The sequence below is a fragment of the Desulfurivibrio nitratireducens genome (assembly GCF_044068515.1).
Lineage (GTDB): Bacteria > Desulfobacterota > Desulfobulbia > Desulfobulbales > Desulfurivibrionaceae > Desulfurivibrio.
The window spans coordinates 44,274-67,098 of the sequence record NZ_JBIPKI010000003.1 but is presented as its reverse complement, the minus strand read 5'-3'; the positions used below and the strand labels follow the sequence as shown (position 1 = coordinate 67,098).

Genomic DNA, 22,825 nt, shown 5'->3' with positions numbered 1-22,825 from the left:
TTCAGGCCCGGGTCAGGTGACGGTATTTGATCCGGTGGGGCTGGTCGGCCTCGGCCCCCAAGCGCCGGCGGCGGTCCTCCTCGTACTCGGAGTAATTGCCGTCAAACCAGACCACCTGCGAATCACCCTCAAAGGCCAGGATGTGGGTGGCGATGCGGTCGAGAAACCAGCGATCATGGCTGATCACCACCGCGCAACCGGCGAAATTCTCCAGGGCCTCTTCCAGGGCCCGCAGGGTGTTGACGTCGAGATCGTTGGTGGGCTCGTCCAACAGCAGCACATTGGCCCCGGACTTGAGCATCCGGGCCAGGTGAACCCGGTTGCGCTGGCCGCCGGACATCACCCCGACCTTGCGCTGCTGTTCGGTGCCGGAAAAGTTGAAACGGGCCACGTAGGCCCGGGAATTGATCTCGCGGTTGCCCAGGGTGATGGTTTCCTGGCCCTCGGAAATCGCCTGCCAGATGGTTTCCTCGGGCTTGAGGACATCCCTTTCCTGGTCGACGGCGGCGATCTTTACCGACTCTCCCAGGCGGATACTGCCGACATCGGGCTGCTCACGGCCGGTGATCAGCTTGAACAGGGTGGTCTTGCCGGCCCCGTTGGGGCCGATCACCCCGACAATTCCGCCGGGCGGCAGGGTAAAGGAAAGATCGGCGAAAAGCAGCTTGTCGCCGAAGGATTTGGCCAGCTTTTCCGCTTCGATCACCGTCTTGCCCAGGCGAGGACCCGGGGGGATGTAGATTTCAAGATCGCGGGTCCGCTTTTCCCCTTCCTGACCCAACAGATCCTCGTAAGCCTTGATCCGGGCCTTGGCCTTGGCGTGCCGCCCCTTGGGGGTCATCCGGATCCATTCCAATTCCCGGGCCAGGGTCTTCTGCCGGTCGCTCTCCTGCTTTTCCTCCTGGGCCAGCCGCTTTTGCTTCTGCTCCAGCCAGGAGGAATAGTTGCCCTTCCAGGGAATGCCGTGGCCCCGGTCCAGTTCGAGAATCCAGCCGGCGACGTTGTCGAGAAAGTAACGGTCATGGGTCACGGCGATGATGGTCCCGGCATAGCGCTGGAGGTGGTGTTCCAGCCAGGCCACGGTTTCGGCGTCGAGATGGTTGGTGGGCTCGTCGAGCAGGAGAATGTCCGGTTCCTGCAAGAGCAGGCGGCAGAGGGCCACCCGCCGCTTCTCGCCGCCCGAGAGCACCTTGATCGCGGTATCGCCGGGCGGGCAACGCAGGGCGTCCATGGCCATCTCCAGGCGGGCGTCGAGATCCCAGGCATCGAGGGCGTCGAGTTTTTCCTGGACCGCCGCCTGGCGGGCGATCAGCTTGTCCATGGCCGCATCATCCATGGGCTCGGCGAACTTGAGATTGATCTCGTTGAACTCGTTGACCAGATCCACGGTTGCCTGCACCCCCTGCTCAACGATCTGGCGGACGGTGAGATTCTCGTCCAGCCGCGGCTCCTGGGCCAGGTAGCCGACGGTGTAGCCCGGAGAAATATGGGTTTCTCCATTGAACTCCCTGTCTTCGCCGGCCAGGATCCGCAACAGCGAGGACTTGCCGGAACCGTTCATCCCGATTACTCCGATCTTGGCCCCGTAAAAATATGAGAGGCTGATATCCTTGAGGATCGGCTTTTTATCATAAAATTTGCTTACTTTGATCATCGAATAGATAATCTTGTCCGGCTCGTTAGCCATAATTTTACCCTCTTGATTATTATGCGCTCGCACGCCCGGCCTGGGGCAGACGCCCCGGCTGGTCTCCGCCCGGCCCTTTTCCGCTCGGGCCGCCGCTCAATTCCGGACGGCGGTTCATAAGCCGCTCAGTTTAACCTTAAATCGACCGATTTGGCAACCAGGCTGATAGCAGGGAAGGCCGAGGCCCTGCTATCAGCCGTGGACCTGCTCCGGGGCAACCGGCCAAAAAGCGACTAATTGGTTGAAAAAAAAAGCATTGTGCTGCATCCTGACCTGCAAAGGGCGACCTCGGCGTTATCCAGCCCGGACCTTAACGACCCCCGGGCCATGGCGACCGAACGGCAGCAACCAAGGAGCAGGACATGATCCGAAAATCCGCCGACGATCAGGATGATGCCGGTCTGGCCCCCCCGCCGCCGCTGGTTCTGACGGTGGACCGCGAGGCCCAGCTCAGCGGAGCCGACCGGATCCTGCTGAACGCTCTCAAGCAGCAGTTGACCCTGGAAAATCCCCAGTACCGGGACGCCCGCAAGTACGGGCGCTGGATCGGCAAGCACCTCCAGCCCCAACTCCGTTTTTTCAGCGCCATCCCGGACGGCATCGCCTTTCCCCGCGGCTTTGCCAACCAGGCGGTGCTGCTTTGCCGACGCTTGGCGGGCCGCGACCCACAAATCATCGACCGGCGACGGCAGTGCGAGCCCCTCCCCCTCACTTTTCAAGGCCGGCTGCGCCCCTACCAGCAGCAGGCCTTAGAGGCGATATTGAGTCGTGACTTCGGGGTATTGGAGGCCGGGACCGGCTCCGGCAAAACCGTGGTCGCGGCGGCGGTGTTCGCCGCCCGCCGCCAGCCCACCATCATTCTGGTCCACACCAAGGAACTGCTCTATCAATGGGCCGAGCGCCTGGCCGAGTTTCTCGGGGTCGAGGTCGGCCTGCTGGGCGACGGCCACCAGCAGATCAAGCCGCTGACCGTGGCCATCGTCAATTCGGCCCGCCGCCGGACTGAGGATCTGCCGCCCTATTTCGGCCAGATCTGTGTCGATGAGTGCCATCGGGTGCCCTCTTCCCTCTTCACCGAGGTGGTGACCGCCTTCGACTGCCGCTTCATGCTGGGCCTTTCCGCCACTGCCTTCCGCCGCGACGGCTTGACCAAGCTGATCAATTTTTACCTCGGCGACTCGGTTCATCGCATCGCTACCGGCGATCTCCAGCGGAGCGGGGCCATTCTCAAGGCCCGCCTGATTCAGCGCCCCACCGGCTTCCGCTATCCCTACCGCGGCAACTACCAGGCCCTGATGAAGGCCCTGACCGCCGACCAGGCCCGCAACCAGTTGATCGTCGCCGACATCACCCGGGAGCTGCGGGAAGCGGCAGAGCAGAACGGGGCCGGGCAAGGCACGATCCTGGTGGTCAGCGACCGGGTCCGGCACTGCGAGGAACTGGCGGCTTTACTCGACCAGCAGGGGATCGAAAACCGGGTGCTGACCGGGACCACTCCGGCCGAGGAGCGCAATCAACTGGTCGCCGCCCTCCAGGAGGGCCGGGTGCGGGTGCTGATCTCCACCGTTCAGCTCATCGGGGAAGGCTTCGACTGTCCCGGTCTGCGCAGCCTCTTTCTCACCACCCCAATCAAGTTCACCGGCCGCCTGCTCCAGGTGGTGGGGCGGATTCTGCGCCCGGCGGCCGGCAAAGAACCCAAGGTCTACGATTACGTGGACCCGGTAGGGGTCTTGCAGTACTCGGCCCAATCCCGGGCCCTGACCATGCAATAGGCCCCGGCTCAGCCGCCCGCCGGGCTTACCAGCCCAAATAATGGTTGCGGCAGATTTTTCGGTTAGCAAAAAAGCCCGACCCCCTGGGAAAGGGGATCGGGCTTAGGGATACTTTTATTGAACAAAGCGAGTCAGGGGCAGTGGCTTCGGACGGCCGGCGCTGCTTGACCAGGGGCCGCCGAAAATCGGCGCCGCTTCAGGCAGCGGCGGCCGGTTCAGCCTTGTCGGCCGGTTCCTGCTCATCCTCAACGGTCGCCGAGGAACCCTGCCCCGAGGGCAACTCCTTGTTGCGGGACTTGATTTCCCCGCTCAGACAGGCCCCTGATTCAACCTCCAGGTCGCTGGCTTCGACTTTGCCGTTGATCACCCCGCTGGCCGAGATCTGGAACTTTTTGACGCTGACGTTGCCCTCAACCCGACCCGCGCAGATAAAGGTGTTGACCAGCACGTCTCCGACCACCAGGCCTTTCTCGCCCATGATCAGGTAATCGCCGCGGATGTTGCCCTGAACCCGGCCATCGAGCCGCAATTTGCCTTTGAAGGAAATATTCCCGTCCAGCTGCATTTCCTGGCCGATAATGCCGGTAACCATTCCCGGCTCGTCCTTGTGAGCGCCGCCTTTCTTCCAGAAAGCCATAATCGCTGTTCCCTAGCGAACTTCCTGACCGCGCACTGAACCGCCGCGGGCCGGGATGGTTCCGTCCAGCACATCCGCCACCCTGACAAAAGGGTAAGGATCGATGGGCTTGTCGTTATGCAGGATGGTGTAATGGAGATGGGGGCCGGTGCTGCGGCCGGTATTGCCCAGCTGGGCGATAACCTGGCCCCGCTCGACCCGATCGCCGGCCTGGACCAGGCGTTTTTGCAAGTGCAGGTAGCGGGTCTGAAAATCGTTGCCGTGGTCGATGACCAGATAATGGCCGTTGGCCCGGTTGTAGTTGCTGGCCGTTACCAGCCCGGCGGCCGGCGCCTTGATCCGGGTGCCGACCCGGTTGTGGATATCGAGGCCGTCATGCATGGCCGGCCGGCCATGAAAAGGGTCGGACCGGCGACCGAAAGGCGACGTCAGGGTACCGGGAACCGGAGTGCCCAAAGGCACCGACTTGATGAAGTCGAGATAATGGTCAACCTTCAAGGTAAGACCTTGATAGGATTCATCACCGAGTGAGATGTAGGGGCCGCCGGTGTTGCTGGGTCCCTCTCCGGCCGCAAGATCAATTCCCACGGCGCTGAGGATCGATTCGATGATCTCGCTGCGCTGGCGCAACTCATCCAGGGCGTTATCGAGCAACATTCGTTGCTGCTCTTCCTGGTCGACGGCTACGGCCAGCACCTGGCGATGGCTTTCCTGGACCTTGGCCAATTCCTGCTTGATCACCGCTTTTTTGGCCCGCAGGGCGACATTCTCAACCGTCGCCCACCAGCCCACGCCACTGACCAGGACCAGGGCTCCGAGCACCAGGCTCAAAATCCACACAGTTTTTTTCTTGATATAAAAGGAACGAGTCATTCCTCTCTCGCTGGTGACCATGAAATGCAGTTTGGTTTCCATGCGATCTCCCGATTCTGCTTCGGCCTCAAAGCCATGCTGCTCTCTATAAATAATAATTGCGTCATACTAGCAAGAACCTCCGCTCCAAACCATAAAAAAATGACCAAATCGGAATCCTTCACCTTTCCGTGAGGTCAATTTTCCATTAGGATGGTTAAGTTCTTGAAAAACGCGGCTACCGCTCCTCCATAAAAATCGGCCACCTCGCGCCATGACCGCCACCAAGACCACAACCGGCCCAAAACAGCCAACGGCAGCGAAATTTGCCGATTTGATCGACCATTATCTCGACGATGGGCTGGAAGCCGCGGCAGCGAGAAACGGCCGGCCCCGGCCCTCTTTGGCCCAACGGCTGCAAAGCTACCCCCCGGTCCAGGAGGAACTTGATCTCCATGGCCTGAAGGCCGAGGAGGCGGAAAAGGCCTTGCGCCGCTTTGTCGAGCACTGCCTGAGCCTCCGTCTGGCCACCCTTCGGATCATTACCGGTAAGGGTTTGCACTCCCCCGGGCCCCCGGTCCTGCCGCCGGTGACCGAGGCCGTCCTGCAGGCTATGAAGCAGGAAAAAAAGGTTCTGGCCTATCGCTGGGAAAAAAAGCGCTCCGGCCGGAGCGGCGCCTTGATCGTCTACCTGCCCTGACCAGGCAGGTTGAAGTCATAGGGGCGGTTCCTCCAGCCCGGCGCGGGGAACCGACCGCCAGAGGCCAACTGTTGTGGTCAGGGAATCTTAATCCCGGCGGAAACCTGGGGGAGATGGTTATAAGGTGCCGAGGAGGCAATCTCATGCTGGTTAAAGAAGTTGTTTTTTTTACCCCCTACCCCTTTGCCGTGGGGCAAAAAATCCGCATTACGAGCGGACCGCGCCAGGGAGACTGGGAGGTGATGGCGATAAGTGAAAAAAAAATAACTCTGCGTTGCCCCGTCTCGGGACGGCAATTTACCTGGAACCGCTTCTGTTACCTGAGCGAGACCCACGGAAACCAGCAATGGCCGCAAACTTAACAGGAAAAGCCATGCTGACGGAGCCGGAACGGCACCAGGTCACCCGCCTCGCAGGCTGACCATTCCGTCAGCCTGCTTTGTTTAAAGCATATCCCGTGCCAATTTCGCGGCCGGGTTTCTTTCTCTTTGATTGCCCATTGCCAGCGGCGGGCAGACCAGCGGTTGCTCCCTGCCGGCGCTAACCTGGACCGCCTCCTGGCTGACAAAAAATGTCGGTCAATTTGACTTTTTCCGTCAATTGCCGACCTTTAAATGACAGGATGTAATTCCGCCCCGAAGAGTTGGGTGGCGATAGCGATCAACGAACAAAAAGCCATCCTGCGTGGTCCCGTATCGGGACGGCAATTTACCTGGGGCCGCATTTGTTGCCCGAGCGGGCCAGCACTGCCAGCAATGGCCGCAAATATTACGAGGTTAACCAAGATGACGGAGCCGGAACGGAGAGCAGTCACCACACCCTGGCATGCCCTGGAGCCTGACCGTGCCGCCAGCCAACTGAAAGCCGATCTCGACCAGGGTCTGGATTCGCAGGAGGTCGCCAGGCGCCTGGAGCAATACGGCCCCAACGTTCTGACGCCGCCCCACAAAAGAGGACCCCTGCTGCGTTTTCTGCTCCAGTTCCACAACGTCCTGATTTACGTCCTGATCGGGGCGGCCGTGGTGACCATGCTGATGCAACACTGGCTCGACGCCGGGGTTATCATCGGGGTGGTGGTGATCAACGCCCTGATCGGTTTCATCCAGGAAGGCAAGGCGGAACGGGCCCTCGAGGCCATCCGTAAAATGCTTTCGCACCAGGCCCTGGCCCTGCGGGGGAGCAAGCGGATGGTGATCGGCGCGGAGGAACTGGTGCCGGGTGATATCGTTTTTCTCCAGTCCGGCGACAAGGTGCCGGCGGATCTGCGCCTCTTCAAGATCAAGGATTTGCGCATCGACGAGGCCTCCCTGACCGGCGAATCGGTTCCGGTGGAAAAGGACCCGGAACCGGTTGAGGAAAACTCCGCCATCGGCGACCGTTCCTCCATGGCCTATTCCGGCACCCTGGTCACCTACGGCCAGGGCACCGGGGTGGTGGTGGCCACCGGAGATGACACCGAATTGGGCCGGATCAACAAGATGCTGGCCGGCGTTTCCCCGCTGACCACCCGCCTGCTGATTAAAATGGCCGAATTCGGGCGCAAGCTGACCGTGGCCATTTTCGCCATGGCCGGCATCACCTTTGCCTTCGGCTACCTGCTGAAGGACTACGGGGCCGACGAGATGTTCCTGGCCGTGGTGGGCCTGGCGGTGGCCGCCATCCCCGAAGGGTTGCCGGCCATCATCACCATCACCCTGGCCCTGGGAGTCCAGGCCATGGCCGGCCGCAAGGCCATTATCCGGCGCCTGCCGGCGGTGGAAACCCTGGGTTCGGTAACCATTATCTGCTCGGACAAAACCGGCACCTTGACCAGAAACGAAATGACCGTCCAGGAAGTGGTCACCGCCGACCAGGGCTTTGCGGTTTCCGGGATCGGCTATGCCCCCCGCGGCGCCTTCAACCTGGACGGCGGCGAAGAAGGCCAGGATGTCAGCCCCGGTGATTATCCGGTCCTGGAAGAACTTTGCCGGGCAGCGATGCTCTGCAACGACGCCGAGATCGTCTCCGGCGAAGAAGATGATTCCTGGCAGGCCAGCGGCGATCCCACCGAAGCGGCCCTGGTGACCATGGCCCTGAAAGCCGGCCTGGAGAGCGACGGCCTGCGCAAAAACTATCCCCGTACCGACCTGATCCCCTTTGAGTCGGAACACAAGTTCATGGCCACCCTCCACCACGATCACCAGGGCAACGCCATGATTTATCTCAAGGGGGCCCCCGAAGTGGTGCTCAACATGTGCACCCGCCAGCGGCTCAATGACCAGGACGAGGAGCTGGACCGGGAATTCTGGGAAGCCCAGCTGGACCAGATCGCCGGCAAAGGCCAGCGCCTCCTGGCCCTGGCGACCAAGACACCGGAGGCCGGCCAACGCGAACTGCACTTCGCCGACGTCGAGAACGGCATGACCCTGCTGGGCCTGGTGGGGATCATCGATCCGCCCCGGGACGAGGCCATCACCGCGGTGGCCGAATGCCGCTCCGCCGGGATCCGGGTCAAGATGATCACCGGCGACCACGCCGTCACCGCCCGGGCCATCGCCGCCCGCATGGGCATCGGCGAGGATCCCGAAGCGGGCAAGGCCATCACCGGCCGGGAACTGGAGGAAATGAGCGACGATGATCTGCGACCCAAGGCTCTGACCACCGATGTCTTCGCCCGGGTAAGCCCCGAACACAAACTGCGCCTGGTCAAGCTGCTCCAGGAGAGCGGCGAAGTGGTGGCGATGACCGGCGACGGGGTCAACGACGCTCCGGCCCTGAAGCAGGCCGATGTCGGGGTGGCCATGGGCATCAAGGGCACCGAGGTGGCCAAGGAAGCGGCGGAGATGGTGCTCACCGACGACAATTTCGCCGCCATTGCCCACGCGGTCCAGGAAGGCCGCACGGTTTACAACAATATCCGCAAATCCATCGCTTTCATCCTGCCCACCAACGGCGGCCAGGCCGGGGTGATCATCGCCGCCGTCATGGCCGGCCAGATTCTGCCGATTACCCCGGTCCAGATCCTCTGGGTCAACATGGTAACCGCCGTAACCCTGGCCCTGGCCCTGGCCTTTGAGCCCGCCGAACCCGATGTCATGAAGCAGCCGCCCCGCGACCCGCAAGCGGCTATTCTCGATGTTTTTCTGGTCTGGCGGGTGGTTTTCGTCTCCCTGATCATGGTGGGCGGAGTGAGCGCTTTTTTCACCTGGAAAGTCAACCAGGGGGTGGATATCGAGGTCGCTCGCACCACGGCGGTCAACACCTTGATCATGTTTCAAATTTATTACCTGTTCAATACCCGCTCCCTCCACCGCCAGATCAACAGCATCCGGCTGTTCTACGAGAACCGGTTCGTCCTGATTGCGGTGGCAGCGGTACTCATGCTGCAGGCCATGTTCACTTATGCCCCTTTCATGAACAAGCTTTTCGGCACCGCGCCCATTGATGGCGGAGACCTGCCGTTGATCGTGACCACCACCGCCAGTGTCTTTGTGCTGGTGGAAGGAGAAAAATATATCATGAACCGCTGGCGCCGCCGACGCGGATCGGCTCCGGTTTAGGCCCCTCGGGTCCCACCGGTCCCCGACCCGGACAAGGTATTTCCCCCATACGAGGCTGAATCCATGGAAAATCGCATCCAGGAACTGATTGAGAAGATCAAAGGCCTCGAGAAGGAACTGACCGAGGAGATCCAGAAAAAGGAAGAGGAGTTCACCTACCAGATAAAAGGACGCCGGATCATCTTCAGCCGCGAGGTGCGGCAGCGCCATCGTTTGCTGGTCATGACGATCCGGCGCTTTCTCCGCCAATCAAGCCTGCTGGCCATCCTTACCGCCCCGGTGATCTGGGCCTGCCTGCTGCCGGCCGTGCTGCTGGACCTCTTCGTCAGCATCTATCACGCCATCTGCTTCCCGGTCTACGGTATCCCCAAAGTCAAGCGCGGCGACTACATCGTCATCGATCGCCACGCCCTGGGCTACCTCAACGCCATCGAAAAGCTCAATTGCGTTTACTGCGGCTACGTCAACGGCCTGCTGGGCTATAGCCGGGAAATCGCCGCCCGCACCGAGCAGTACTGGTGCCCGATCAAGCACGCCCGCAAGGTGGCGGCAATCCACGGCCGCTATCGCCGCTTCCTCGAATACGGTGACGCCGAAAACTACCGGCGCCGGGTCGAAAAAATCCGGCGTGACTTCAGTGATCTCGGCTGAACCCGGCCTGGAGTGTGCCCCTCTCCGGCCGTCACCCGCCCAGGCATATTTAATTGCGCCGGGGCGATGATTTTCTGTTTGCATTTTCCCCCGGGCCCAGTATCAGATAAGGCAGACATGGAAAGCAAACTGCGCCTGGATATCCTGCCCCAACCCGATGATGCCACCTGCGGCCCCACCTGCCTGCAGGCGGTTTATCGTTACCATGGCGATGACATCACCCTCGGGCAGGTCATCGACCAGGTCCGGATTCTCGAAGGCGGAGGCACCCTGGAGGTCCTGCTGGCCTGTCACGCCCTTAAACGGGGTTATCGGGCCACCATTTACACCTATAACCTCCAGATCTTCGACCCCAGCTGGTTTGACGGCCCCCATGTCAACCTGGCCGCCAAACTGCAGGCCCAATTGACCGGCAAACGCAAGCGCAAGCTGGCGGTGGCCACCGAGGCCTACCTGGAATACTTGCGCCTGGGCGGCCGGATCCGTTTCCACGACCTCAACTCCGGCCTGATCCGCAAGTATCTCAAACGGGGAATCCCCATTCTCTGCGGTCTGTCGGCCACCTACCTCTATCACTGCCCCCGCGAGATCCAACCCCGGCCCGACCACCCCGGCATGGAATACGACGATATCCACGGCAGCCCCACCGGCCATTTCGTGGTGCTCTGCGGCTATGACCGGGAAACCCGCCAAGCCCTGGTGGCCGACCCCTTGCGCCAGAATCCTCTGGGGGCCGGCGGCCATTACTATGAAGTCGGGCTCGATCGCCTGGTCGGGGCCATTCTGCTGGGCATCATGACCTATGACGGCAATCTATTGCTCCTGGAACCGGCAATGGCCGCTGAACGCCCGGCGGCCAAGCCCCCCGCCGGACCACTATCCCGAAACAACCCTTAATTTTTTGCCCCAAGCGGAGGAACCTGTTCAACCATGCGCACCACCCTGGTCATTGTCGATAACCCCAAAAGCTGGCCCCTGGATCTCAAGGGAGTGGAAGTGATCCCGGCCCGCCACTATCTGACCGATCCTTCCTATACCTCGCTGCGGCACACCAAGGTTTTCAACCTGTGCCGCTCCTACCGCTACCAGACCGTGGGTTATTACGTGTCGCTGCTGGCCGAGGCCCGGGGCCACAAACCCATCCCCCGCCTGGCCGCCATCCAGGATATGAAACTGCAGACCATGGTCCGTTTCGTTTCCGAGGATCTCGATGAACTGATTCAAAAAAGCCTGGCCCATATCCAGTCCGAACGTTTCACTTTAAGCATCTATTTCGGCAAAAACCTGGCCAAACGCTATGACCGGCTGAGCGCCAAGCTCTTCCGCACCTTTCATTCCCCCCTGTTGCGGGCCGAATTCATCTATCAGAAAAAATGGGTTTTGCAGAGCATCCACTCCATCGCCGGCAACGATATTCCCGACCAGCACCGCCAATTCGTCATCGACGTGTCCCACGAATTTTTCGCCGGCCGGCACTCGCTGCCTAAGCCGGTCAACACCCGCTACGACATTGCCATCCTCCACAACCCCGAGGAAAAATCCGGGCCATCCAATGACCGGGCCCTGAAAAAATTCATCAAGGCGGCGGCCGCCCTGCAGATGAGCGCCGAGCTGATCCGCAAGGATGATTTCAGCCAGCTGGCCGAATACGATGCCCTCTTCATCCGCGAAACCACCAGCGTCAATCACCACACCTACCGTTTTGCCCGCCGGGCCGCCGCCGACGGGCTGGTGGTGATCGACGACCCCGAATCGATCCTCAAGTGCACCAACAAGGTTTTCCTGGCCGAGATTCTCCAGCGCAACCATATTCCCACCCCCCGGACGATGATCGTCCATCGGGACAACCTCAAATCCGTGCCCACCGAGCTGGGCCTGCCCTGCATCCTCAAAAAACCGGACAGCTCCTTTTCCCAGGGGGTGGTCAAGGCCGCGACCAAAGAGGAGCTGCTGGAATTCGGCCATAAACTGCTCCACGACTCCGACCTGATCATCGCCCAGCAGTTTCTGCCCACCGACTACGATTGGCGGATCGGGGTTTTGGACAACATCCCGCTTTACGCCTGCAAGTACTACATGGCCAAACGCCATTGGCAGATCATCCAGCACCGGGCCGACGGCAGCAAGAGCGAGGGCAACGTCGATACCCTGCCGGTGGCCGAGGTTCCCCCCCGGGTCCTCAAAACCGCCCTCAAGGCCGCCGGCCTGATCGGCAACGGCCTCTACGGGGTGGATCTCAAGCAGGTGGGCCGGCAGGTTTACGTGATCGAAGTCAACGACAACCCCAGCATCGACGCCGGCCTCGAGGACAAGGTACTCAAGGACGAACTCTACCGCCGGATCATGGCCTCCTTTCTCGAGCGGATCGAACGAGGCAAGAAAGCCCGGTAAGCATGGCGCCCGGCTGAACCAAGCGCTGGACGCCAACGCGGCGACCCAAGGCCCAACCTCCACCCCAGCCTGCTCGGAACTCGGTAGTCATTATGAACCAGGACCCCATAGATCCTCCCGCCCCCCTGCACCTCTTTGCCGCCGTGGGCATCGAGTTGGAGTACATGATCGTCGATGCCGACTCCCTCGACGTCCGCCCCCTGACCGACCAGGTCCTGCGGGCGGTGACCGGATCCTGGCAAAGCGACTTCGTCAAGCCCGGGGTTTCCTGGTCCAATGAACTGGCCCTGCACGTAATCGAACTGAAAACCACCCGGCCCCTTGCCACCCTGGCCGGGGCAACGGTCCCCTTCCAGGACGACATCGGCCGGATCAACGCTATTCTCAAACCCCTGGGCGCCCGTCTGCTGCCCGGCGGCGCCCACCCCTGGATGGATCCTTGGCGGGAAATACGGCTCTGGCCCCACGACCACAACGTAATATATGAAAATTACAACCGGATCTTCGACTGCCGGGGGCACGGCTGGGCCAACCTGCAAAGCTGCCACATCAACCTGCCCTTTGCCGGGGATGACGAATTCGGCCGCCTGCATGCCGCCATCCGGGTGCTGCTGCCGCTGATCCCGGCCCTGAGCGCCTCCACCCCGGTGCTGGAGGGGGTCATCCAGCCCTCCCTGGACCAGCGCCTGGAGTATTACAAGACCAACTCGGCCCGGGTGCCTTCCCTGACCGGGGCGGTGATTCCGGAGCCGATCTTCAGCGAAACCGATTACCGCCGGGAAATTCTGGCCAAAATGTATGCCGACATCAAACCCCTGGACCCGGCCGGGGTGCTGCAGGATGAATGGCTCAACGCCCGGGGAGCCATCGCCCGATTCGACCGCAACGCCATTGAAATCAGGATTATCGACGTCCAGGAATGCCCGGCGGCGGACCTGGCCATCGCCGCCCTGCTGGTGGCAACCCTGCGGGAGTTGGTGGAGGGAAGCTGGTCGACCAGCCAGGTCCAGCGGCAATGGGCCACCGCCGATCTGGCCGCCATTCTCAACCGGGTTATCCGCACGGCCAATACGGCCCTGATCGAGGAGGGTGATTATCTCGCCCTTTTCGGCCTGGCAAAATCGGGACCCATGAGCGCCGGCCAATGCTGGCGCGAAATCCTGGCCCACCACCGGCGCCGCCGGGCCATCGCCCCCGAATACCTGCCCATCCTGGAAACCATAACCCGGCAGGGCTGTCTGGCCCGGCGCATGCTGGCCTTTCTCGGCGGCGACACCGGCCGACAGCGGCTCGCCGCCATGGCCCGGCGCTTGTGCCATTGCCTGGAACAGGGTATATTGTTCCGCTAGACCTTCAGCAGAATCGCAACTGCACGAAAGCGGCCGGGGCGCATAACTGGTGTATTGCTCCCCGGCCGCTTTCGTGCAGCTGCAATCCTGCTGAGCCTTACCGGTTCAGGTTTGGAGAGATAAATTTCCGTAGCATCATTTTTGTTTGACCACTGCCACAATGTGCACTTTCCAGGGAACATTTTCTGTTTTGATCCTGTCGTAAACCTGTCGCCTCATTTGGTTAGCATTTTGACGAATTAAAGGCGAAAGCCGCATTCGCACGCCGGCCCAACCGGCAGGGGAACAAACCATCAAACTTCAAGATCGGAGACCAAACGCATGAAATCACTGCCGAAGCCGGCCAAACTGCTGCTGCCCCTGGCCCTGCTGTTCAGCGTCCTGCTGCTCAGTGCCTGCGGCAAGGAAAAATATGGAACCGGTATCGATCCCACCGCCCCCCAAGTGGCCGTGCAGGATATTTTCCTCCAACCCCAGCTGATGGGCCAGAAAGTCACGGTTCAGGGCACGGTTTTCACCCAGTGCGAGTCCAACGGCTGCTGGTTCGTCCTCCAGGATGACACCGCCCAGATCTATATCGATCTTTCCACCAACAACTTCGAACTGCCGCCGATGCCGGGCCGCAAAGTCAAGGCCACCGGCACCGTGACCGCCTTCCAGAGCAACCTCCTCCTGATTGCCCAGGGGGTTGAAACCATATGAGCGGCATGTTCAAACTTTCGGTCCAGAACCTGCTGCGCCACCGGACCCGGAGCTTTCTCACCATGCTCGGGATTGCCGCCGCCGTCGGGGTTCTTTTTTCGGTCTTCTCCTTCAACCGCGGTTTTGAGCACGGCTTGGCCCGGGAAATGCAAGCCACCGGCCTCCATTTCATGGTGGTCCCCTCGGGCTGCGCCCATGAAGTGGCGGCCCTGGTCCTGCACGGGGCGGTGATTCCCAAATATCTCGATACCGGAGTCATGGAAGCCATCCGGGCAGCCGACGGCATCAGCCTGGCCACTCCCATTCTGGTAGCTCAGCTGCCCAACCCGGACCGCCAGCGGATCGACCTGATCTACGGGGTGGAGACCGACCTGCTGCCGGAAATCAAGCCGGAGTGGCAAATCACCGGGACAATTCCCGGCGACCCCCACGAAATCCTGCTGGGCTACAACGTGGCCGAACATGCCGGCATCCAACCGGGGGCCCAGTTCCGCTATCCCAACGTGGATACCGTTTTTACCGTCAGCGGGATCGTCGGCCAGACCAACAGCCAGGATGACGCCTTTGTCTACATGCCCATCGCCACCGCCCAGCGCCTGCTGGACAACCCCACCGGGGCCACGGCCATCGGGGCCAAGGTGGACAGCCCGGAACGGATGGGAACCATCATCAACGAATTGGAGGCCGTCATTCCCGGCATCCAGATCGTCACCATGGGCCAGGTGATGAACTCGGTGGCCAACGTGGCCGCCTCGGCCAAATCCCTGAGCCTGGCCATCGCCCTGGTGGCGGTGGTGATCGGGGCGGTGGGGGTGATGAACTCCATCCTGATGGCGGTCTTCGAGCGCTCCCAGGAAATCGGGATGATGCGGGCCATCGGGGCCTCGCGCTGGAACGTATTCCAGATTATCCTTAAAGAGACCACCATTCTGACCATCGTCGGCGGGGTGACCGGGATTGGCGTCGCCATGCTCGGGGCCCGCCTGATCGAAACTTTCGTTCGCCGAATCATGCCCTATGTCCCCAGCGGCGACATGCTGCGCTTCGACCCCGGCCTGGCCCTGGCCTGCGTGGCCTTTGCCATGGCGGTGGGCCTCATGGCCGGCCTCTACCCGGCCTGGAAAGCCTCCCGGATCAACCCCATCGAAGCGATCAGGGGCTGAGCGGCGGGAATCGTGCCGGCCCTGGGCCGGCGCCGATCACTTTCCAAATGCCCACTCCCCGACCAAACCCCAACCATGCAGGCATCTTCAAGATGATTCGATTACGACAAGTGGAAAAAAATTATCGCCGGGGGGCCGAGGAAGTCCGAGCCCTGCGCGGCATCGACCTCGATATCAAGGCCGGCGAATTCGCCGCGGTGGTCGGCCCTTCCGGGGCCGGCAAGACCACCCTGCTGCATATTCTCGGCTGCCTGGATCTGCCCAGCCGGGGGGAATTGCATTTCGACGGCATCCGGGTCGACAAAATGCGGGAATCGGAGCTGGTTGCCTTGCGCCGCAAGAAAATCGGTTTTATATTTCAACAGTTCTACCTGATTCCGGGCCTGAGCGTGCTTGACAATATCGCTCTGCCCCTGCTATTCAGTAAAACCCCGACCGACCAAGGCCGGATCGAGGAGTTGGCTCGGATGGTGGGGCTGGGAGAGCGGTTGCATCACGTCCCGGCTCAACTGAGCGGTGGTGAAATGCAGCGCACCGCCATCGCCCGGGCCCTGGTCAACAACCCGGAGGTCATTCTGGCCGACGAACCCACCGGCAACCTGGACTCGGCCAACAGTGAAAAAATCTTTGCCATTTTGGACAAACTGCACCAAAAGGGACTGACGGTGATCATGATCACCCACAACCCCGAACTGGCCGGCCGCGCCGGCCGGACCATTCAGATCAAGGACGGGATGGTCAGCGAACTGAACGACAAGAAAGTTAAACCACTGGCTTAACAAAAGTTTGACGAGATCCAAGCTGGAGGAGCAACCATGTTAAAAAGAGTAGGCCTGTTCATCATCACCAACCTGGCGATTGTGCTGGTGCTCAGCATTGTCCTCAGCCTGTTGGGAGTAGGCCGGATCCTGGACGAGTCCGGGGTCGGGCTCGACATGCGCAACCTGATTATTTTCGCGGCCGTCTTCGGTTTCGGCGGTTCGTTCATTTCCCTGGCCATTTCCAAGTGGACGGCCAAGCGACTCACCGGCGCCAAGGTGATCACTTCGCCCCGCAATGAGGCCGAGGCCTGGCTGATCGAAACCGTCAAAAATCAGGCCAGGGTCGCCGGGATCGGCATGCCGGAAGTGGCGATCTACGATGCCCCCGATGTCAACGCCTTTGCCACCGGGGCCCGCCGCAACCGTGCCCTGGTGGCGGTAAGCACCGGGCTGCTGCGATCGATGAGTCGTGATGAGGCCGAAGCCGTACTGGCCCATGAGGTCAGCCACGTGGCCAACGGCGACATGATCACCCTGGCCCTGATCCAGGGGGTGGTCAACACCTTTGTCATCGTGCTTTCCCGGGTGGTGGGCCATTTCGTCGACCGGGTGATCTTCAAGACCGAGCAGGGTCACGGTCCGGGCTTTTACATCGTTTCAATCCTGGCCCAAATCGTTTTCGGGATCCTGGCCAGCACCATTGTCTTCTGGTTCAGCCGCCAGCGCGAGTTCCGGGCCGATGCCGGCGGGGCCCGGCTGGCCGGACGGGAAAAGATGGTGGCGGCCCTGGAAAAACTGCAGCGCAGCGTGAACCAGCCCCATCTGCCCGATCAGATGGCAGCCTTCGGGATTTCCGGCGGGATCGGGCACGGCATCAAGCGTTTGTTCATGACCCATCCCCCTTTGGAGGAGCGGATTGCGGCCCTGAAAAGGGCTTAGCTCTCACCGGGACGGCGGTTCTTGGTTGCCGGGCCGCCGTCCTCCTCCGGGCAATTTTCCCCATCATCCCGGCCCGGGCCGCCGCAAGCGGCGGCCTTGTCGGCCGGACAGGAACTAGCGCACGAGCATCCCCCCTGGCGCCGGCCCCAACGGCGCCCCAGGTAGTAAACCGCCCAGCCCAGAATCAGAATCAGAACCAGATATTCCCACCACATTTCTTGATTCTCCATCCAAGTTTTACGATCAGCGGCAAGGAGGCCGGGCAACGATCCGGTTTTCCTGACCCCGGCCATCAACACATTTCTAAATTAGAATAACCTAATCTTATTTCAATATCATTAAAAATTGTTGACTATGAAACTGCTCTCCGTTATAGAGCAGATCATGATCAACCGGCACAACCCGGGGATCCCAGCTTAACCCTCTTAATGCGCCAGCCCGACCTGGCGGTCTGAAGTACGGAGAACGAGCATGACGAGAATCAACCTGCGCCGGATGGCTAGAAATCAGAGCGGAGTCATTGTCGCAATCAAGGTGGCGGGAGAACTGGGCCAGCGGATCCGGGAAATGGGTCTGGTGCCCGGCACCCGGATAACCGTCCAGGGACGGGCCCCGCTCAATGATCCCGTGGCGCTGCGGGTCATGGGCGGTGTTCTGACTCTGCGCAACAACGAAGCGGATTATATCGACGTGGAACTGGAAAGCGCCGATGGCGCAGCAAGGGAGCGGATGTAGCATGCAAGCCCCCCGCCTCACCATCGCCCTGGCCGGCAACCCCAATGCCGGCAAGACCACCCTCTTCAACGCCCTGACCGGAGCCCGCCAGCATGTGGGCAACTATCCCGGGGTCACGGTGGAAAAAAAGGAGGGCTTTTACAGCCTGGCCGACGGCACCGCCAGCAAGATTGTCGACCTGCCCGGAACCTATTCACTCACCGCTTACTCCATCGAGGAGGTGGTGGCCCGCGATTTTCTGGTCCAGGATCGGCCGAACGTGGTGATCAACATCGTCGATGCCTCCAACCTGGAACGCAACCTGTACCTGACCATTCAGTTGCTGGAACTGGGAGTGCCCCTGGTCATCGCCCTCAACATGATGGACGTGGCCCGGGATCGCGGCATCGAGGTCGACAGCGACCGGCTGGCCGCTCTGCTCGGGGTGCCGGTGGTCCCCATCGTAGCCCGCGGCGGCCAGGGGCTGGCCGCCCTGATGGAGGAGACCCGTCGTCTGGGGCAGCGGACCAAGGAGTGGCGACCCCTGCGGGTTTCCTACGGCGAAGACCTTGACAGCATGCTGCTGCAGATGGAAGCGGTGATCGAGGAGCATGGACCTTTGCTGGAGGCCGTTTACCCGCCCCGCTGGCTGGCCATGAAGTACCTGGAAAGCGACCGTCAGATCCGGGAAAAAGTTGAGCGGCGCCACCGGCAGGCCGCCGAAGCCCTGGACCGGATGGCCGCCGAAGCCAGCCGGCATGCCCAGACCACCCTCGATACCCTGCCGGAAGCTCTGATCGCCGACCAGCGCTACGGCTTCATCAAGTCGGTCCTGCGCCAGGGCGTGCTCAGCCTGCGGCATGATCCCGACCGGCTTTACACCTCGGACCGGATCGACCAGGTCGTGACCAACCGCCTGCTGGGGCCGGTAATTATGTTGGCGGTCCTGTTCGGCCTCTACACCTTCACCTTCACCTACAGTGAACTGCCGGTGGCCTGGCTGGGGAGCCTGTTCGGCTGGCTGGGCGATACGGCGGAGGTCATGCTGCCGGACGGCCTGCTCAAGTCCCTGATCATCTCGGGCATCATTGACGGAGTCGGGGGGGTGCTGGGTTTCGTGCCGTTGATCATGTTCATGTTCTTCGGCATCGCGGTCCTGGAGGATTCGGGCTATCTGGCCCGGGTGGCCTTCATGATGGACCGGGTCTTTTACACCTTCGGCCTGCACGGCAGTTCGGTGATGGCCTATATCGTCTCCGGCGGCATTGCCGGCGGATGCGCGGTGCCGGGGGTCATGGCCACCCGGACCCTCAAATCGCGCCGGGAGCGGTTGGCCACCCTGCTCACCGTTTCCTTCATGAACTGCGGCGCCAAGCTGCCGGTGCTGGCCCTGCTCACCGCGGTCTTTTTTGCCGGCCGCCAGGCCATGGTGATGTTTCTGCTGACCCTGCTGGCCTGGGCGGTGGCCATGCTGGTGGCCAAGTTTTACCGGCTTACGGTGCTGCGGGGACCATCAACCCCCTTTGTCATGGAACTGCCGCCCTACCGCCTTCCCACCTTGCGCGGCCTGCTGATCCATACCTGGGAACGCACCTGGCACTATATCAAAAAAGCGGGCACCGTTATTCTGGCCATCTCCATCCTGCTCTGGGCGATGATGACCTTCCCCGGCCTGCCGGCCGAGGAGGAAGCCCGTTTCGCGGCCCAAAGGACCGCGGTGCTGGCTCAGTTCGCCGACTTCCCGGCGGCCGTTGAACTGGAGGACCGCTTGGCGCTCATCGATCACCAGGAAGCCCAGCAACGCCTGCAGTTGTCGCTGGCCGGCCGGATCGGCCGCAGCCTGGAAGGAATCAGCCAGCTGGCCGGTTTTGACTGGCGGACCAATATTGCCCTGGTCGGCGGCTTTGCCGCCAAGGAGGTGGTGATTTCAACCCTGGGCACCGCTTATTCCCTGGGCACGGTGGACCCGGAAGCGAGCGGTTCGCTGGCCGACACCCTGGCTAAGGATCCGGCCTGGAATCCGGTCAAGGCCCTGGCGATGATGGTCTTCGTGATGTTTTATGCCCCCTGTTTCGTAACGGTGGTATGTATCGCCAGGGAAGCGGGCTCCTGGAAATGGGGGGCTTTAGCCATGGGCTGCAACACCGTCTTCGCCTTTGCCATGGCGGTGCTGATCTACCAGGTCGGAATGGCTCTGGGGCTGGGTTAGCCGCCACATTACCACTTCTCCGCTTTGGGCGGGCCGGCGGGCTTAAGGTCCACCGGAACCATGCCCGGCCGGCCGGTCGCCGCCCTAATCGTTGGCGGCATAACCCCACCAGTTGAGGGGCCCAGACCCGGGGTTGACCCGGGTTGTCTGCTTATCCCCGGGCGGCCAGAATTTGCTTGAGCTCCCGGATTTCGTTCCGCAGTTTGTCGATATCCCGGTGCAGTTCCGATTCCTTTTCCGTGGCGATGGCTTCGATTTCCTCCAACTGGTGGGCCTGGGCGTCCCGGGCCTGACTCTGCATGGCCTCGACGATCACCGCGATGAAGAGATTGAGCATGGTAAAGGTGGCCACCATAATGAAGGGTACGAAAAAGAGCCAGGCATAGGGAAATTCCTCCAGCACCGGCCGGACAATGCCCATGGACCAGCTTTCCAGGGTCATGATCTGAAAGAGGGTATACATTGAAGCGCCGATGGAGCCGAACCAGTCGGGGAAGTGGGCTCCGAAGAGCTTGGTACTCATCACCGCCGCCACGTAGAAGAGCAACAGCAAAAGGGCGGCGATCGAACTCAGGCCCGGCAGGGCGGCCAGCAGGGCCGAAACCACCTTCCGCATCCGGGGCGAAGCCGAGGCCAGCCGCAGAACCCGGAGGACCCGCAGGCTGCGCAGGACCGAAAAGGCCCCGGTGGCCGGCACCAGGGCTATGCCAACCACGATGAAATCAAAAACCCGCCAGGGGTCACGAAAAAAACGGGCGGGCCCCATGGCGATTATGGCCAGGCTCAACTCGATGACGAAAATCGTCAAACAGATGCGGTCCAGCTGATAGAGCAGGCCGCCGTATGGGTCGTTGATCCGGGGCACCGTTTCCAGCCCCAGGATCACGGCGTTGAGCACGATGACCGCAATCACCGCCCGCTGTATCGAACGCTTCTCAATCCAATGATAAAGCTGGTCTCGCCAGCCCCGGCCAAATTCCTGCGTCATCTCGCCACCTCTTGCCAGCCATATCGGGAAAAAACTGAGGGCCCATATTCAATAAGCGCTGCACTTTAAGTCAATTGGCGCAAGCTAGCAAGAAACACTAGACTTGGTGACGGTAAAACAAAACTACAAACCAAACACCTTGAACCGTCGGCGACAGCCGACCATTGGCGCAAGCTAGCAATATGCACCTGAGCTTGGCGACGGTTTAAAATAGCAACGAACTATTATCTCGAACCGTCGGCGTTAGCCGACCATTGGCGCAAGCTAGCAAGAAGCACTAGACTTGGTGACGGTAAAACAAAACTACAAACCAAACACCTCGAACCGTCGGCGTTAGCCGACCCATTGGCGCAAGCTAGCAAGAAGCACTAGACTCGGTGACGGTAAAACAAAACAACAATCCAGACATCTTGAACCCTCGGCGACAGCCGACCATTTTGCCTTGCATGGCGGCGAGAATTGATGATATGCCAAAAGAAACAGTTGGTTCACCCCGCCCACCAAACCAAAGACCGGAATCACCAGGCCGATGATCAAGCTCAGCAAACTGGACCTTCCCGGTATTTCCCGGGCCGCCGGCACCATCTCCCGCATTCTTGGCGACACCTCGATCAAGGCCGGACTGCCCCCGGGCACGCCGGTCCATGTCGGAGAACGCAAGACCGAAAAGGTCACGATCAGCATCGTCAATTACGACCGGGACGGCTGCAAATTCCACCAGACCGCCGCCCCGGAGGATTGCCTGGCCTATCGTGACCAGCCCGGGGTCACCTGGGTCAGCATCGACGGCCTCCACCAGGTGGATCTCATCGAAAAAATCGGAGCCTGCTTCAACATCCACCCCCTCACCATTGAAGATATCTGCAACACCACCCAGCGGCCCAAGCTGGACCTGTTCGAGGACTATCTCTTCCTGGTGGTCAAAATGCAGACCTACAACCGGGAAAGCCGCAGCATCGAGACGGACCAGGTCAGTCTGGTACTCGGGCGTAAATTCCTCCTCAGTTTCCAGGAAAGACCTTCCGCAATCTTCGCCGGGGTCCGGACCCGGATTGAAAACGGCAAGGGCCGGCTACGTTCCCTGGGTCCGGATTATCTGGCCTATGCCCTGATCGACGCGGTGGTCGATCACTATTTCAGCGTCCTGGAAGATCTCGGCGAGGATATCGAAAACCTGGAAGAGGAGGTGATCGGTCGCCCGCGCCGCGAGAGCATCGAAAAAATCCATTTGCTCAAGCGGGAGTTGATTCTGCTGCGCAAGTCGATCTGGCCCCTGCGCGAAGTCCTCAACACTCTGCTGCGCCATGACGAAAGCGATCTGATCGGCTCCGCCATGGCCATTTACCTGAAGGATCTTTACGACCACACCATCCAGGTCATCGACATCATCGAGGCCTACCGCGACGTGACCGCCGGCCTGATGGATATCTATCTGAGCAGCCTCAGCAACCGGATGAACGAGATTATGAAGGTGTTGACCATGTTCGCCACGATCTTCATTCCCCTGACCTTCATCGCCGGCGTCTACGGGATGAATTTCAATCCGGATCTGAGTCCCTGGAACATGCCCGAACTCAACTGGCGCTGGGGCTATCCCTTCGCCCTGGCTTTGATGGGCGCGGTGGTGGTGGGGATGCTGATCTATTTCAAGCGGAAAAGCTGGTTGTAGATCTGCTCCGCCCCAGTACTTTTGCCGCCAAGCCCCAGGCAAACCGGACCTGGCGGCAATCTCCGGATTTGCTTGCCTAATTCTGCGGCACTGAACAGCATT

20 protein-coding genes are annotated in these 22,825 nt (G+C 61.0%); 15 read left to right on the top strand and 5 right to left on the bottom strand.

Annotated features, from left to right (window positions below; translation table 11 throughout):
- Nucleotide 1: 1 nt before the first annotated feature.
- Nucleotides 2-1,687 carry an energy-dependent translational throttle protein EttA gene (gene ettA / locus ACHHTY_RS02495; protein ID WP_395492474.1) on the bottom strand — a complete coding sequence of 562 codons (1,686 nt, stop codon included), beginning with the start codon at nt 1,685-1,687 and terminating at the stop codon, nt 2-4.
- Between the two features lie 362 nt (nt 1,688-2,049).
- Between ettA and ACHHTY_RS02490 the strand changes: the two genes are divergently transcribed.
- Complete coding sequence (locus tag ACHHTY_RS02490; protein ID WP_395492473.1) at nt 2,050-3,459, top strand: DEAD/DEAH box helicase; 1,410 nt, start codon at nt 2,050-2,052, stop codon at nt 3,457-3,459.
- A 196-nt stretch (nt 3,460-3,655) separates the two neighbouring features.
- Here the strand turns inward: ACHHTY_RS02490 and ACHHTY_RS02485 are convergent, their stop codons facing one another.
- Complete coding sequence (locus tag ACHHTY_RS02485) at nt 3,656-4,096, bottom strand: bactofilin family protein (protein WP_395492472.1); 441 nt, start codon at nt 4,094-4,096, stop codon at nt 3,656-3,658.
- A gap of 12 nt (nt 4,097-4,108) precedes the next feature.
- A complete protein-coding gene (locus ACHHTY_RS02480) occupies nt 4,109-5,011 on the bottom strand; it encodes a M23 family metallopeptidase (protein ID WP_395492471.1) in 903 nt (300 codons plus the stop codon).
- Nucleotides 5,012-5,282: 271 nt separating this feature from the next.
- Between ACHHTY_RS02480 and ACHHTY_RS02475 the strand changes: the two genes are divergently transcribed.
- The 11 genes from ACHHTY_RS02475 (at nt 5,283) to htpX (ending at nt 17,143) form a co-directional block, all read left to right on the top strand.
- A complete protein-coding gene (locus ACHHTY_RS02475; protein ID WP_395492470.1) occupies nt 5,283-5,648 on the top strand; it encodes a Smr/MutS family protein in 366 nt (121 codons plus the stop codon).
- A 143-nt stretch (nt 5,649-5,791) separates the two neighbouring features.
- The gene (locus ACHHTY_RS02470; protein ID WP_395492469.1) at nt 5,792-6,010 is read left to right on the top strand and encodes a hypothetical protein; all 219 of its coding nucleotides are present in this window, start codon (nt 5,792-5,794) and stop codon (nt 6,008-6,010) included.
- A 423-nt stretch (nt 6,011-6,433) separates the two neighbouring features.
- Nucleotides 6,434-9,187: a cation-transporting P-type ATPase gene (locus tag ACHHTY_RS02465; RefSeq protein ID WP_395492468.1), complete on the top strand. Its 2,754-nt coding sequence runs from the start codon at nt 6,434-6,436 to the stop codon at nt 9,185-9,187.
- A gap of 63 nt (nt 9,188-9,250) precedes the next feature.
- Nucleotides 9,251-9,838: a hypothetical protein gene (locus ACHHTY_RS02460; RefSeq protein WP_395492467.1), complete on the top strand. Its 588-nt coding sequence runs from the start codon at nt 9,251-9,253 to the stop codon at nt 9,836-9,838.
- Between the two features lie 117 nt (nt 9,839-9,955).
- Nucleotides 9,956-10,735 carry a cysteine peptidase family C39 domain-containing protein gene (locus ACHHTY_RS02455; RefSeq protein WP_395492466.1) on the top strand — a complete coding sequence of 260 codons (780 nt, stop codon included), beginning with the start codon at nt 9,956-9,958 and terminating at the stop codon, nt 10,733-10,735.
- Nucleotides 10,736-10,768: 33 nt separating this feature from the next.
- A complete protein-coding gene (locus tag ACHHTY_RS02450) occupies nt 10,769-12,229 on the top strand; it encodes a RimK family protein (protein ID WP_395492465.1) in 1,461 nt (486 codons plus the stop codon).
- Nucleotides 12,230-12,321: 92 nt separating this feature from the next.
- On the top strand, nt 12,322-13,578 hold the full coding sequence (locus tag ACHHTY_RS02445) for a carboxylate-amine ligase (protein WP_395492464.1): 1,257 nt from the start codon (nt 12,322-12,324) through the stop codon (nt 13,576-13,578).
- Nucleotides 13,579-13,899: 321 nt separating this feature from the next.
- A complete protein-coding gene (locus ACHHTY_RS02440; RefSeq protein WP_395492463.1) occupies nt 13,900-14,280 on the top strand; it encodes a DNA-binding protein in 381 nt (126 codons plus the stop codon).
- Entirely contained in the window at nt 14,277-15,443 is a 1,167-nt protein-coding gene (locus ACHHTY_RS02435; RefSeq protein WP_395492462.1) for an ABC transporter permease, read from the top strand. The genes ACHHTY_RS02440 and ACHHTY_RS02435 overlap by 4 nt, the downstream gene beginning before the upstream one ends.
- Before the next feature lie 92 nt (nt 15,444-15,535).
- Complete coding sequence (locus ACHHTY_RS02430; protein ID WP_395492461.1) at nt 15,536-16,222, top strand: ABC transporter ATP-binding protein; 687 nt, start codon at nt 15,536-15,538, stop codon at nt 16,220-16,222.
- A 36-nt stretch (nt 16,223-16,258) separates the two neighbouring features.
- Nucleotides 16,259-17,143 carry a protease HtpX gene (gene htpX, locus ACHHTY_RS02425; protein WP_395492460.1) on the top strand — a complete coding sequence of 295 codons (885 nt, stop codon included), beginning with the start codon at nt 16,259-16,261 and terminating at the stop codon, nt 17,141-17,143.
- On the opposite strand, the gene ACHHTY_RS02420 is transcribed toward htpX, so the two are convergent.
- On the bottom strand, nt 17,140-17,358 hold the full coding sequence (locus ACHHTY_RS02420) for a hypothetical protein (protein ID WP_395492459.1): 219 nt from the start codon (nt 17,356-17,358) through the stop codon (nt 17,140-17,142). The genes htpX and ACHHTY_RS02420 overlap by 4 nt on opposite strands.
- A gap of 256 nt (nt 17,359-17,614) precedes the next feature.
- Here ACHHTY_RS02420 and ACHHTY_RS02415 point away from each other — a divergent pair, with 256 nt between their 5' ends.
- Both ACHHTY_RS02415 and feoB read left to right on the top strand, forming a co-directional pair.
- Nucleotides 17,615-17,878: a FeoA family protein gene (locus ACHHTY_RS02415; protein WP_395492458.1), complete on the top strand. Its 264-nt coding sequence runs from the start codon at nt 17,615-17,617 to the stop codon at nt 17,876-17,878.
- 1 nt (nt 17,879) lies between these two features.
- Nucleotides 17,880-20,066, top strand: coding sequence for a ferrous iron transport protein B (gene feoB, locus ACHHTY_RS02410; protein WP_395492457.1), 2,187 nt, complete (start codon nt 17,880-17,882; stop codon nt 20,064-20,066).
- A gap of 151 nt (nt 20,067-20,217) precedes the next feature.
- Here feoB and ACHHTY_RS02405 read toward each other — a convergent pair whose 3' ends face one another.
- The gene (locus ACHHTY_RS02405; RefSeq protein WP_395492456.1) at nt 20,218-21,054 is read right to left on the bottom strand and encodes an ion transporter; all 837 of its coding nucleotides are present in this window, start codon (nt 21,052-21,054) and stop codon (nt 20,218-20,220) included.
- 529 nt (nt 21,055-21,583) lie between these two features.
- Between ACHHTY_RS02405 and corA the strand changes: the two genes are divergently transcribed.
- On the top strand, nt 21,584-22,723 hold the full coding sequence (gene corA / locus ACHHTY_RS02400; RefSeq protein WP_395492455.1) for a magnesium/cobalt transporter CorA: 1,140 nt from the start codon (nt 21,584-21,586) through the stop codon (nt 22,721-22,723).
- Nucleotides 22,724-22,825 lie beyond the last annotated feature (102 nt).